Source organism: Nocardioides sp. (assembly GCF_035703625.1).
Lineage (GTDB): Bacteria > Actinomycetota > Actinomycetes > Propionibacteriales > Nocardioidaceae > Nocardioides.
Map to the genome: position 1 here is coordinate 1 of NZ_DASSXS010000125.1, position 13,511 is coordinate 13,511.

At 72.0% G+C, this 13,511-nt stretch carries 7 protein-coding genes; 3 read left to right on the forward strand and 4 right to left on the reverse strand.

Features of this window, described 5'->3' with window-relative positions:
• Nucleotides 1-7,492, reverse strand: a 7,492-nt coding sequence (locus VFN12_RS06190; protein ID WP_325117735.1) for a Calx-beta domain-containing protein, incomplete at its 3' end; no start/stop codon positions are given.
• Nucleotides 7,493-8,147: 655 nt separating this feature from the next.
• On the opposite strand from VFN12_RS06190, the gene VFN12_RS06195 reads away from it, so the two are divergent.
• On the forward strand, nucleotides 8,148-8,642 hold the full coding sequence (locus VFN12_RS06195; protein WP_325117736.1) for a hypothetical protein: 495 nt from the start codon (nucleotides 8,148-8,150) through the stop codon (nucleotides 8,640-8,642).
• A gap of 27 nt (nucleotides 8,643-8,669) precedes the next feature.
• Here the strand turns inward: VFN12_RS06195 and VFN12_RS06200 are convergent, their stop codons facing one another.
• Together VFN12_RS06200 and VFN12_RS06205 are read right to left on the reverse strand one after the other, a co-directional pair.
• Nucleotides 8,670-9,482 carry a S8 family serine peptidase gene (locus VFN12_RS06200; protein WP_325117738.1) on the reverse strand — a complete coding sequence of 271 codons (813 nt, stop codon included), beginning with the start codon at nucleotides 9,480-9,482 and terminating at the stop codon, nucleotides 8,670-8,672.
• Nucleotides 9,479-10,240, reverse strand: coding sequence for a GAF domain-containing protein (locus VFN12_RS06205; RefSeq protein ID WP_325117739.1), 762 nt, complete (start codon nucleotides 10,238-10,240; stop codon nucleotides 9,479-9,481). Before VFN12_RS06205 ends, VFN12_RS06200 begins: the two co-directional genes overlap by 4 nt.
• Before the next feature lie 246 nt (nucleotides 10,241-10,486).
• Between VFN12_RS06205 and VFN12_RS06210 the strand changes: the two genes are divergently transcribed.
• The gene (locus VFN12_RS06210) at nucleotides 10,487-11,149 is read left to right on the forward strand and encodes a Crp/Fnr family transcriptional regulator (protein ID WP_325117740.1); all 663 of its coding nucleotides are present in this window, start codon (nucleotides 10,487-10,489) and stop codon (nucleotides 11,147-11,149) included.
• A 29-nt stretch (nucleotides 11,150-11,178) separates the two neighbouring features.
• A complete protein-coding gene (locus tag VFN12_RS06215) occupies nucleotides 11,179-12,870 on the forward strand; it encodes an MFS transporter (protein WP_325117742.1) in 1,692 nt (563 codons plus the stop codon).
• Nucleotides 12,871-12,962: 92 nt separating this feature from the next.
• Here the strand turns inward: VFN12_RS06215 and VFN12_RS06220 are convergent, their stop codons facing one another.
• Nucleotides 12,963-13,145: a hypothetical protein gene (locus tag VFN12_RS06220; RefSeq protein WP_325117743.1), complete on the reverse strand. Its 183-nt coding sequence runs from the start codon at nucleotides 13,143-13,145 to the stop codon at nucleotides 12,963-12,965.
• Nucleotides 13,146-13,511: the final 366 nt, after the last annotated feature.

Below are 13,511 nucleotides of genomic sequence, written 5' to 3' on the forward strand. Positions count from 1 at the left end.
GGTCGCTGTCGCCGACGATGGGCACGCTGACCGTGGCGGTTCGAACGTCCGGTGCGAACGAGACGACGCCGCTGCTCGCGGCGTAGTCATCGCCCGCTGTCGCGGTGCCGTCCAGGGTCTGCCAGGCGACGTCGATCGTCCTTTCGCTGGGGTCGGAAAGACGCACCGTCAGCTGTCCGGCGCCGACTCCTTCGTCCACCGAGCCGTTCACGACGGAGATGGTCGGGGTCGCGTCGTCGTCGAGGATCGTCAGCACCGCCTCGCCCTCGGTGACGTCGGGCTGCTCCGTCCCGCCTGCCGGCCCGGTGGAGGCCTCGCCGAGGGTCACCAGCACGGTCTCGTCGTCCTCGTCCAGCGTGTCGTCGGTGATCGGCACCGGGAACGTCGCGGAGGTGTCCCCCGCCTTGATCTCCACCGTCCCGCTGGCGATCCTGTCGTCGAAGTCGGCCACGGGGGTCGCGGTGCCGGGCGCGATCGACCACGGGACGCGGACCGTCCGTCCGGACTTGCCGCCGAGGGTGACCGTGACCTCCGCACTCGTCCTGGCCCCGTCGCCTGCCTCGGGGAAGGAGACGTTCTGGACCGAGACGGTGGGCGCACCGTCGTCGTCGTTGATCGTCAGCGTCCCCACGCCGGCCTCGACCGTGGCGTTCGCCTCAGGGCCGGGCGTGCCGAGCTCGACCGTGAGGTTCTCGTCGTCCTCGTCGAGGGAATCCGCGACTACCTTCACCGGGATGTTGGCGTGGGTCTGACCAGCGTCGATCTCCACCGTGCCCGTGTCCAGGTCGAAGTCCTTGTCGTCGGCCGTCCCGGCCGCGAGCGTCCAGGGCACGGTGACGTCACGGCCGGAGGCCGAGCTCAGGTGCACCACGACGTCGGCGTCGGTCCTGGCGGCTCCCGTCCCCTCGGTGACCTCGGTGACCGGGACCACGGAGACGGTCGGCGGGTCGTCGTCGTCGGTGATCGTCAGCGTGGCCGTGCCATTGCCTAGCGTGGCCCTGATCGGGGTTCCGAGCTGGACGGTAAGCGCCTCGTCGGGCTCGTCCAGCGCGTCCGTTCTCACCGGTACGGTGATGGAGGCCGAGGTCGCACCGGCCGGGAAGGTGACGGTGTCGCCGGTCAGCGTCGCGTCGTCCGCCGTGGCCGTGTCGGCGGTGAGGGTGTAGGGCACGGTGACCTCGCGGCCGGAGGCAGCACTGAGGGTCACCCCGACCGTCGCCGGGGTGTCCGCGCCACCGGTGCCCTCGATGACCGGTGCGGCGTCCGCAAGGGAGACGACCGGTTCGCCGTCGTCGTCGGTGAGCGTCACGATCCCGTCCGCACGCACGACCTTGGCTCCGGTCGCCGAGGTCGCACGCACCGTGAAGGTCTCGTCGAGCTCGTCGCGGGTGTCGCCGATCAGGTCGACGCTCACGGTGGCGCTGGTCTGGCCGGCGGGGATGGTCACGGTGACGTTCTTGGCGGTGTAGTCCTCGCCCGCGGTCGCCGTGCCGTCGACGGTCCTCACCGTGACGGTGACCGGTGACGATGCAGCCGTCGACAGCGTCACCGGCACGAGCGCGGTCGCGCTCGACTCCGACACCGTCAGGTCCCCGACCGAGACCTGCGGACCCGCCGGGGTGTCGTCGTCGACGATGGTCACGACCGCCGTGCCGTCCACGAGGTCGTAGGCCGTGCCGGACTGGAGCCTGAGGCTGAGGGTCTCCACCGGCTCGATGGCGCCGTCGCCCTGGATCTCCACGGGCACCGTCGCCGAGAGGCTGCCGGCCGGCACGGTGACGGTGCCGGAGGCGTCGACGAAGTCGGTGCCGACCGTGGCGGTGCCCGCCTGCAGCGACCACGGCACCGCGACGTCCGAGGAGGAGGGTGCGGCCAGGGTCACCGGCACCTGGACCGTGGTCGTTCCGGCACCGTTGCCCTCGCTGGCCGATGCGTCGTCCGCGGAGACCCCCGGCGGCGGGGCGGGCTTGACCGGTGGCTGGTCCTGCAGCCCGGTGCCCTTGCCGGACGCGGTCGCGACGTTGCCGGCGCCGTCCACGACCTGGATGAAGTACTCGAAACCCTCGGCCGCAGCGGGCAGGGCGGCGGCGCCTCGCCAGACCCCTCCGGCCTCGGCGAGGGGCAGCGCCTGGTAGTCGCCGTCGGTACGCCACATCACGAGTACGCGCCGGATGCCGCTGCCGTCCTCGGCCGCGACCTCGAACTCCGCCTGTGGCGTGGCCCCCGCCCGGAAGACGCCGCGAGCGGCACCGAGCCGGGGCGCGGTGTAGTCGCTGCTCTGGGAGTACTGCACCTCGACGCCCACGTCGTCGAAGGTCCGCTGCACGCCGGTGCCGTTGACATCGGGCGTTCCGTCGCCGAGGAACTGCCCGAGGACCATCACGAGGTTCTGCCGGGTGCCGGTGCCGTCGGCCGAGGCGGGGCCCTGCGGGTCGTCGTACGTCGTCACGTGGGCCAGCGACGAGGGGAAGGTGGATTCGCTGAACGGGCGTTCGGGCTCGTTGGCCGCGAGGTCGGTGACGGGCCGGGTGAAGGCGGCGTCGAAGGGGGTCTCGTCGGGTCGCAGCGACAGCCGGGTGATGAGCGCTCCGTGCGCCGGGAGCAGCTCGCCCGTCTCGGTGCGCGCCGTCACCTCGGACACCACGCGCGGCTGGATCGGGCGACCCGGGGTCACCTGCGGCTCCTGGCCGTCGGCGCGGTAGAAGTCGCCGATCGCGGTCACGACCTTCGTGAAGGTCGGCGTGAGGGTCGTGGTCAGGGTCGAGACACCGTCCGATGCCGCCCCCGGTGTCTGGAAGGCCGGGCCCGGCACCTGCGGAGCGGTCCCGGGGGTGCCCAGCCGGTACATCGGGAGCCCGAACAGGGTGGTGGTCGCGGTGACCTTCTCGTCGGCGTTGCCGTAGAGACCCTGCTGCGCGAAGTAGCGCTGCTTCGCCGCACGCATCGCCGCGCCGAGGTCCTGGTCGTAGCCCAGCTGCTCGCCGTAGAGCACGAGGAGTCGTTCGTGCAGCCCGGCGGTGGCCAGGTCGCCGTAGCCGAAACCGGTGACGCCGACGTACGCCGCACCGCGCTGCCCGAGGCGCTGGGGGAAGTCGATGGCGCTGCCCGGGAGGGTGCCGTCGGGCACGGACAGCCCCGAGTGGCAGCCCATCGAGATCAGCAGCTGGGCACCGGAGGGGAGCGCACTCGCGAGCTCGTCGGGGGTCAGGGTGTCGGTGCCGTTGGTGTAGCCGGACGCGGTCAGCGCCTTGTCGAAGTCGTAGTGGGCGTAGATGCCGTTGACCCGCTTCGCCGGGGTCCCGGAGAGCTTGCTGAGCAGCTGCTGCTTCGTCCAGCTGTCGTTGATGGTGTCGTCGACGGCCGGCGCCGTGCCGCCCGCCCTCTGCAGGGAGGTGCGCAGCGCTGACGACAGGCCCGCGGCACCGTCCTTCATGAAGTCGTAGCCCGTGGTGGTGACACCGGCGGTGGAGATGAGCCCGTCGGCGTCCAGGTAGGCCTGCACGGCGCCCTGGATCTCCTCCGGCGTCTCGACCAGTCGCCCGAGTCCGAGATCCGGCAGGTAGAGCCGGTGGTCCAGCCAGGGCGTCGGGTTCCCGTCGACGTACGGGTCGTCCGAGAGCATGTGCTCGCCGGCGAACGCCTCACCCAGCGGTGAGTCCCCGAGCATCGAGGCGTAGCCCCGCTCGTTGCCGTTGCGGGTGAGGTCTCCCAGCCGGGCGAACGGCAGCTGCTGGTCGCCCCCGACGAGCACGACGTTGCTCAGCTGGGGGTGCGGCTCGAAGTCGCCCGCCCCGGACTGGATCCGTCCGACGAGGTCGGCGACTGCTCCGACGACGTCATTGGCCTTGTCGGGGGAGCAGGAGTCCGCGTCCCACGCGGTCATCGCCGCGCGGACCGACGCGTCGCCGTCGACCGGGACGACGGCGCCGTCGACGGTGGGGTCGGAGGCGAGCTCCGCGAGCTTGGTCATCGTGGTCTGGGTCGCCTCCTCGCCGAAGCGTGCGGCGAAGCGCCCGCGGTCGACGAGCAGGAGGGTGCGGGCGGCTGCGTCCACGGCGTTGGGGTCGAGGGTGCCGGCTGAACCCTCGGGCACGGTGTGCGCGTAGGTGGTGCACGCCACCGGCGTCCTGGGCACGTTGGTCCGCACCCTGAGCACGTAGGGCAGCGTGTCGTCCATGCCGTTGTAGGCGCTCACCTGGATCCGGTCGGCACCGGTCGCCTCGGCTGCCTCGACCGGGGCCCGGTGGGAGGTCGAGCTGGCCAGGAGGGTCGCCTCCGGGTCGACCGGGACGTCCGCCGATGTCGCCTGGTCGGGGAGGGATCCGTCGGTGCCGAGCAGGTCACCCGCATCGTCGGCCGCCGCGGGTGCCGAGCCCACGCTGCGAGCCGGCGCCTGGTTGGGGTCTCCGGCGCCGCCGACGTCGCTGGGGGGTCCATAGAGGACGAGGTCGGCATCGCCGGCGAAGTGGCTCAGCCGCACGCCCACGCGGCGTCCGGCCGGCGGGGCGAAGGAGTACATGTCGACGTCGGAGGCCTCGTCGACGTACCCGAGGTAGAGGGTGTCGCCGGCCACCGAGCGAGGCACGTCCGGTGAGGGCTCGCCGTCCGGCTCGACGACCTGGACGGCCAGTGGGGACGCCGACCTGGTCAGCCCGCCCAGGGAGGCGCCGGCGCGCACGGCGAAGGTGCCCAGCTGGAGGCCGGGGTTGGCATCGAACTGAAGGGCGACGCCGTCGGTGCCGATCCCGGCGAGCCGCCAGGTGAGCAGCGTCCCGGCGCTGGTGTCCTGGACGGTGGGGACGGGTGCGTCACCGGAGGCCGGCGAGATCTGGGTGGATCCGGGCACGAACCGTGCCCCGACCGGAAGCGTGGCGGTGACCGACCCGTTGAACGGCCCGTCGCCGACCGGGTCCGCGGCTACCGTGTAGGTCACCACCCCGGGCGTCGTGTCGAACTCCTGGACGCCGGACCCGGCGAGGTCGAGCTGCTCCCACGGGTAGTCCTCGGCCTCGAGGAAACCGAGGACCACGTCGTTGACGTCCAGGTCGTCCGGGAAGGCCGCGGCCACGTCGTCGATGTCGAGCGTCGACAGGGCACCGCCCAGGTCGGCCAACGTCGTGGCGGGGAAGACGGCACCGGTGCCGAGCGCCTGCTGCAGCGTCGACCCCGTGCACGTGAATCCGGCGAGATCGCAGGCCACGGTGCGCGGGGTGTAGTCACCGTCGGCCGGCCGACCCGCCACGGCGGCGCTGGCCGCGATGGCCCTCTTGAGGGGCACCTCACCGACCTCGCTGACCTCGAGCCCGGCCTGGTGCAGCGGTGCGGTGAGCAGGGGAGCGGAGCTGGCACGGAGCTTCGTCAGGTTGCGCGCCACCGGCGGGCGCCGGAGCAGCGGCTGCTTCTCCAGGGCCTGCGCCGCCTCCGGACGTACGTCGAGCTCGAGCAGCGTCGTCGTCGAGGAGACGCCCAGGCTCGCGCAGGTGGTGTCGGTCGAGTCGTCGAGCAGCTGGCACCACGATCGGCCGTCGGCGTAGGTCAGCGACTGCACCGGGGTCCGCCCGAGGTGGAGCGCTGCGGAGGTGAGGTTCACCAGGACGGACGAGGTGAAGTCGAGGTCGGAGACCTTGAGTGCGCGCAGGGGATGACCGTCGGGCAGGGTGCCGCCGACGAGCAGGTCGAGCACCATCCCGAAGGTCGTCGACGACGGGGATCGGCCTGCGAGAGGGGTTCCGGCCAGCAGCCGGGTCCAGCCACCCTCGACCTCGACCATCGACAGCGGCGAGTTGCGCATCGCCGGGCTGTTGCGCATCGCCGGGGCCAGCTCGGCGAGTGGAGAGTTCCGCATCGCCGGGCTGTTGCGCATCGCCGGGCTGTTGCGCATCGCGGGGCTGTTGCGCATCGCCGGCGCGTTGGCGATGTCGAACTCGGCGTTCTTCAGCCTGTCCAGCGGGATGTTGTCGATCGGGACGGCGTCCGCTCCTGGCGGTGTCGTCACGGCCGAGGCCGTGAGCGACACGTCGAGTCCCGTGGCCGGCTCGCCGGCCACCCGGGCGAGGAACACGTCCCGCTTGCCGTTGGTGTCGCCGGCGACGAGGGTCTGGTCGTCGGACAGGAAGCCGACCGCCGTACCGTCGGCGCTCACGGTCGAGGGACCGTAGCCGCCCGGCGTCGTCCTGTTGGAGGGATCGGCACGCACCGGCGTCTCGCCGTCGAACGACACGTAGTACCCACCCGACGTCGCGAACGTGATCGTGCGGCCATCCGCGGAGAGGTCCGGGAAGCCGGCCTGCTCGCCACCAGGTCCGGCGACCACCCGCGACGAGGTAGCTCCCGGTTCTCCCAGGACGCCGTCGGTGTCGGTGTCGCGGTCGATGAGCACCAACTGCCCGGGGTCGGTGTCGACACTTTCGATCGCGACGAAGCGACCGCCGTCGGAGACGGGCGCGGCAGGTCCCGCGATCGGTGCGGCGCCCAGACGGGTAGTGGAGGTCGCTCCGGTCTCGCCTTCGTCGAGGACACCGTCTGCGTCCGCGTCCCGGTCGTGGACGTAGTAGGCGCGTCCGGCAGGACTGCCGGGTTCGAGGTTGGTGAACGTGGAGATGAAGGTGACGAAGCGGCCGTCGGAGCTCAACCGGGGACGGTAGGCGCCGACGTAGCTGTTGCACGGGTCGCCGCCTGAACCCGCAGCACCCCAGGGAGTGACCGAGATGAGGCGAGTGGCCACGTCTCCGGGCTCGTCGAGCCGGCCGTCCCCGGCCGCATCACGATCGTGCACGTAGACGTCGAGGCACTGGTTGTTGTCGTTCCCTGCGAGGGGGGCCCCCGAGGTGAACACAACCGAGCGTCCGCTCGCATCGACACTGACATCGGGTCTGACGGTCAGTCCCGCCGGAGGACTCAGGTTGTCGGTGCCACTGTTGAAGTTGCCACCCCCGAGAGTGGTGACCGAACCCGGTGTGGCTGACTTGCTCACGAGGACGGTGCTCGACTCGCCCGGCTCGTCCAGGACGCCGTCCCGGTCCCCGTCCCGGTCACGGACGAACACGTCCAGTGAAGTGGCGTCGCTGCACACCCGCGTACACCCGGTTGGCACCAGGCTGAAGTTCGGGGCCATGGAGGCGAACACGACCTGCGAGCCGTCGGCGTTGACCGCGCCGCCGAAGCTGTCGCCGCCGGCCGCGCCACCGGTGAAGTTCACGCTGATCTGCGTGGTCACGCCCGTGGCCGTGTCGCGCGCGAAGACATCCCAGAAGGAATTCGTGTCGCCGGGCACCAGCCCGGGGTGGAAGTGCTCGAAGACCACGTGGGTGCCGTCCTGCGAGAGGTCCACGGGCTGGTAGTAGTCGGTCTGGGCGACCTGGCTGCCGTCGGGGGCCAGGTTGACGCGTTCGACGGAGACCACCTGGGTGGCGGCGGACGCGGGCGACGTGAAGGCCTGGAGGCCGAGCGGCAGTACGGTCGCCGCTACCCCGATGACCAGGCTCCTGGCCATCGCTCCACGCCACCGGCCGGTGGTTGCCGTACGTCTGGGCACCACTGCCACCCCAGTTCCCCTGCACCGGGGCCGCTGCCCCACGTCCGCGAAGTGCCCCCACACTCCAACCACTGGGCCCCATCCACAGCGGTCGTGAGAAGAGTAGGCGCGTCCGGAGGCCGTCGAGACGCAGTTGAAGCAATCTTTACCGACCCCACGGACCCGCTCGGTTTCCATCGCGATCTCCCCTCCTCGGAGGAGCGCCTTCCGCGCCCTCCGGCGAGGGTCCCGCACCGCATTCGAGCACTCCGTCAGCCCGATGACGCAGGGACCGTCGGCTCTCCGACAGATCCCCATGGCCCGGTGGTTGAGCGGCGAGGCGCCCCACCACCGAGCGACCAGCCGCCGGCGGTTGAGCGGCGAGGCGCCCCAGCGCCGAGCGTCGTCGAAACCCCCGCACCCACCCAGGGGCCGCCGGCGGTTGAGCAGCGAGGCGCCCCAGCGCCGAGCGTCGTCGAAACCCCCGCACCAACGCAGGGCGCCGGACACTGCCATCGCCACAGCTCGTCGGGGACCGAACGCTCCCTGTGTCAGCAAAGCGACGGAACGCCGGCACCAGCTGGGTCATGCTGAGGCACATCAACAGCCGAACACCCGAGACCCGGAGGTCATCATGAACGACAACAAGCACACCGCAGACAGGTACCGCCCCTCCACTGACGACAGCGCACTGAGCGAGGCCGAGGGACACGGGTTCCGGGGCAACGCCCTCCCCGACGAGGACACCGAGGGACACGGCGCCCGCGCCAGCCACGCTGTGCCTGAGGACGCCGACACCGAAGGCCACGCCATCCGGTCGGGCCGCGCCCTCCCCGAGGACGAGAGCGCAGAAGGCCACGGCACGTTCTCCAACCGCGCCCTCCCCGACGACGAGACCACCGAAGGCCACGGCATCAGGTCCGGCCGCGCCCTCCCCGAGGACGAGGACACCGCGGGCCACGCGTACAGGTCCGGTCGCGCCCTTCCCGACGACACCGAGGGCCACGGCGCCCGGTGGGGCGGTCTCCGGCCCGAGGACGAGGACGCCGAAGGCCACGGCATCAAGTCCGGCCGCGCCCTCCCCGAAGGCGAGGAGACCGAGGGCCACGGCATCACCCGCAAGTTCTGAGGGCGGCGGTCTTCAACACCGGGAACGTCAGTCGGCGTTGTCGGACACCGCATGCAGCACGGCCTTGACCTGGAACGGCGTCAGGCCGGGGTGCTTGGACAGGATCCGCGCCGCCATCCCCGCCACGTGCGGGGTGGCGAAGCTGTTCCCGCTCGCCTGGATCGTGGTACCCGCGGTCCAGGCGACGTCCACGTCCAGACCCCGCGCCCCGAACTCCACCGGCGGCGAGGTGTTGTAGGCCAGCGCCTCCGGGTCCTGGCCACCGAGCGCCGCGACGGAGAAGACCGAGGCGAACTGCGAGGGGTACGTCGGCCCCGGCATGTTGTTGGCCGCACACACCAGCATCACGTTGGCGAAGTAGGCCTCGTCGACCACCTCGTGCAGCGCAGCGAACCACTGCTCGCTCTTCGAGCTCAGGCTCATGTTCACCACGTGCATGCCGTGCGCGACCGCCCAGGCGATGCCACCGTAGAAGGCGGAGGTCTTGCCCTTCAGGTTGCTGCCGAGGACCCGGACGCTGTAGATCTCCGCCTCCGGCGCCAGCGCCCGGATGATCCCCGCGCAGGCCGTCCCGTGGCCGTAGAGGTCCTCGTGCTCCCCCTCGACCGCCCGGTAGCCCTCGTCGGCATCGGGGTCGGGCTCGATCGCCACCGAGCCGGCCAGGCTCCCGACTGCGGGGTGGGCGGCGTCCACGCCGCTGTCGACGACGGCCACCCTGACCCCGGCCCCGGTCGCGCCGCCCCAGGCCCACTCACGCCGGTCCTCGGGCAGCGGCAGGCCGGTCGTACGGCCCGGTCCGTCGCCCAGGAAGGCGGCCGACCACTCCGGCAGCTCGGTCATCGACGCGGCGGGGTCGGGCGGGCCGTCCGGGCGGCGTACGTCGCCACCTCGCTCAGGACTCGTTCGGCCAGCCCCGCGGCCGCGGGTCCGGCGGCGGCCAGCTCGCGGAAGGCCCCGGCCACTCCCCTCAGCGCGAGCCCCGCGTCCGGGTCGGTCACCGACGCGAGCGCTTCGTCGAACGCCCCACTCGCGTCCGGGTCGACCAGCGAACGGATCACGCCGACACCGACCGCGTCGTAGAGCGCGGAGAGCCGGATGATCGACCCGAGCTGGGAGGCGACCAGTCCGAGCACGGCCAGGTCGTGGCCGGAGTCCCGCTGGCCGGCGTCGGCCGGATCCAGGACCTCGACGACGCCGGCGATGTCACCGTCACCGTCCTCGACGGGCGCGGCGAGGATGGTCTGCGGGACGTAGCGGGTGGACTCGGCGACATCGCGGGCGAAGCGCTGGTCGGTCGCCACGTCGGCGACCTGGATCGGCTCCCCCGACATGGCGACCCAGCCCGCGATGCCTCGGCTGACCGGAAGGACCACACCGACGATCTCGGCCGCGCCGGCGCCGTCCGCGGCGACGAAGCGCAGGGTCCCGCCGTCGGGTTCCACCTGCGCGAACGAGCACGCGGCCGCCCCGAAGACCTCGCGGACTCCCCTCACGGCGGAGGCCAGCTCCCGGTCGAGGTTCACCGGGGCGACGGCGGAGCCGAGCGCGTCACCGAGCCGCGCGACGAGGCCGATCTGGTCGGCATCGGGGTTCGTCATGGCGGCAGTCTCGCGTGGACCGGGCCCGAGCGCACCCACCACGCGCCGTTCGTGTCTCGGGCAGCTCCTCTCCGCGGTGGCGCGGGCCTGTCCGCGAGGCAATCTCGCGCCGACCGGCCGGATTCCGCGCCCTCGAGCGGTGTTCGCCTCGTGGTCGGGCACCCGGGGCCGCCGAGTCCAGCCATCCACCGCCCCAGCAACGCGAACCACCCTGGCGCGTCGATCCGATGTGGTAGACCTTCGCGAATGGACTGGCCCCTGCTGGCGCCGCTTCCGCCCGACGCACGGGACGCGGTGGTCTCGGCCGCGCGACGGCGTACCTTCGGCAAGGGCGAGGTCGTCTTCCACGAGGGCGACCCGGCCGACGCCCTCCACCTGGTGACGTCGGGACACCTGGCCGTCCAGGTCGCCACCCCGGACGGCGAGCGCGCCACGCTCAACGTCCTCGGCCCCGGCGCCCACGTCGGCGAGCTCGCCCTCATGCCCAACGACGCGCCCCGCCAGCGATCCGCCACGGTGCTCGCCCTCGACCCGGCGGAGACGCGCGTGCTGTCGGCCACCGCCTTCCACTCCGTCAGGGACAAGTTCCCGGCGGTCAACCAGATCCTGGTCTACCTGCTGGCCGACCGCGTGCGCGAGCTCAGCGACCGGCTGCTGGAGACCATGTACGTCGGGCTCGACCGCCGGGTCTACCGCTGCCTCCTCCGGCTCGGCCGCGTCTACGCCGACGGGCCTCCCCCGACGCTCATCCCGATGACCCAGGACCAGCTCTCGGACCTCGTCGGCGGCACCCGCCCGTCGGTCAACCAGGTGCTGCAGCGTCTCCAGGACCAGCGGATCATCGAGCTCGGCCGTGGCCGGGTGGTGGTACTGAACCCGCAGGCACTGGCGCGAAAGGCAGGCCTGTGACGAACCGTCGAAGGTCCGACAAGCCATCGTTGCTGACCAGCCTCCGGCACCGCGACTACCGCCTGTTCATGGCGGCGTTCACCACGTCGTCGGTCGGGTCGTGGGCCTACAACGTCGCCCTGGCGGTGTGGCTGCTCGACGAGACCGGCTCGGCGGGCTGGGTCGCCGCTTCCACCGTGGCCCGCTTCGCACCGGCCCTGGTGATGAGCGTGTACGGCGGCGTACTGGCCGACCGGTTCGAACGGGTGCGTCTGATGGTGCGGCTGGACCTCGTGTTCTGCGTCTGCATGGTGGCGCTGGCCACGGAGATGCTGCTCGGGGCGCCGCCGCTGCTGGTCGTCGCGACCGCTGCGATCTCGTCCACCCTGTCGAGCATCTACGAGCCGGCGGCGGCCGCGATGACCCCGCAGCTCGTCCCCGAGCGTGACCTCGGCTCCGCGAACGCCCTGCGCAACACCGTCGACAACATCTGCGTGGTCGCCGGGCCGGCCATCGGCGCCGGCGTGCTGCTGCTCGCGGAACCGTGGCTGACGGTCGCCCTCAACGCCCTGACCTTCGCCGTGTCGGCGGCGCTCATCGGGCTCGTCAGCGTCCGCAGCCGGCCGGTCGACGTCACCGAGGGCGGCCAGACGGGGCCGTTGAAACAGGTGACGGTCGGGCTGCGCACCATCGCCGAGTCGTCCGGGACCGGGGTCCTGGTGGCCTTCAGCATCGTGGCGACCTTCGTCTTCGGCACCGACACCGTGCTGTTCGTGGTGCTGTCGGAGGAGCGGTTCGGCACCGGGGCGGAGGGCTTCGGCTACCTCCTCGCCGGGCTCGGCATCGGTGGCATCGCCGCTGCCGGGCTGGTCACCCGGCTCGAGCGTCGCCCCCGGCTGGGGCCGGTCATCCTGCTCGGGATGGCGGGCTACTGCCTGCCCACGCTGATCTTCCTCGTGGTCGACGAACCCGCGGTCGCCTTCGTCGCCCAGTGCCTGCGTGGCGCAGCGACGCTGGTGGTCGACGTGCTCGCGATCACCGCGCTCCAGCGATCGGTCCCGCCGGAGCGGCTGGGCCGTGTCTTCGGTGCCTTCGACGGCCTGATGATCGTGGCGGTGCTGGTGGGGTCGGCGGTGATCCCGATCGGCCTCGAGACCCTCGGGCTCGACGCGATGCTCTGGTTCACCGGCCTCGGCGTACCCCTCCTGTGCCTGGCGGGCGTCCCCGCGCTGCGCCGGATGGACGCGGAGTCGGCCGCCCGTCGCGCGGAGCTGGCGCCCCGCGTCGACCTGCTCTCCCGCGCCGACCTGTTCGCAGACGTCTCCGAGGGCGCACTCGAGCAGCTGGCGGCGCAGGCCGAGCGCGTCGAGGTGGCGGCCGGATCGGTGCTCATCGCGCAGGGCGACGTCGCCGACGCGTTCTACGTCGCCGAGTCCGGGGAGTACGCCGTCAGCGCCACCGACGAGCGTGGCAAGGCCGTCGAGCTGCCCACGATGTCCGCCGGTTCCGCGTTCGGCGAGATCGGCCTGATCGAACGCATCCCCCGGACGGCGACCGTCCTGGCCAGGACCGAGGGCGTCGTACTGCGGATCCCGGGTGACGCCTTCGTCGCCGCTCTCACCGAGGACACGCCGTCCCCCGCCCTGCTCGACGGCGCCTCGCTACGGCTGAGCCGCACGCACCCGACCCGGCGGCTCACCCGGGCCGGGCTGGCAGTCGAGGGGACCCCGGAAGACAGCTGAGGGCAGGTCCCTGACCACCCCCGTGGGTCAAGAACCTGCCCTCATCGCGCCGCATCACCGGGGTCCCCCATGACCACCGGCCTGCGGCCGTCTCAGAACCTGACGCGGACGCCGTGGCCCTCGGTGCCTTCGTCGTCACCTTCCTCGGGCGCTGCGCCCTTGTACTTGATGCCGTGGCCCTCGGTGCTGTCGTCCTCGACGAGTCCCCTGCCTCGAGTGACGTGCCCCTCGACCTCGTCGGTGGTCTGGTCGAGGTTCTTCTCGTTGTCGTTCATGGCGGTCTCCTTGTTCAGCAGGTCGATGTGATGGCACGAGCATCACACCCAACCGGCCGGCGCACTGTCCGTTCGCCGACACTTCGCCACTACGGTGGTTGAGCAGCGAGCCGCCGTCCAACCTCTCCCACGCCGGCGGTTGAGCAGCGAGGCGCCCCAGCGCCGAGCGTCGTCGAAACCCATCCCGGTGGTTGAGCAGCGAGCCGCCGCCGAACCTCTCCCACACCGGTGGTTGAGCAGCGAGGCGCCCCAGCGCCGAGCGTCGTCGAAACCCCGGAACCGTGCGCAGGGCCGCAACCAGCCCTCACCCACCTGAACCAGGCGAAGCCGGCGGCCGGCACAGACCGCGGGCAAGTCCGGGGAGGT

Coding starts and splice junctions, on each gene's coding strand:
- VFN12_RS06195 (WP_325117736.1), top strand. CDS start 8,148: ATGAACGACAACAAGCACACCGCAGACAGGTACCGCCCCTCCACTGAC.
- VFN12_RS06200 (WP_325117738.1), bottom strand. CDS start 9,482: ATGACCGAGCTGCCGGAGTGGTCGGCCGCCTTCCTGGGCGACGGACCG.
- VFN12_RS06205 (WP_325117739.1), bottom strand. CDS start 10,240: ATGACGAACCCCGATGCCGACCAGATCGGCCTCGTCGCGCGGCTCGGT.
- VFN12_RS06210 (WP_325117740.1), top strand. CDS start 10,487: ATGGACTGGCCCCTGCTGGCGCCGCTTCCGCCCGACGCACGGGACGCG.
- VFN12_RS06220 (WP_325117743.1), bottom strand. CDS start 13,145: ATGAACGACAACGAGAAGAACCTCGACCAGACCACCGACGAGGTCGAG.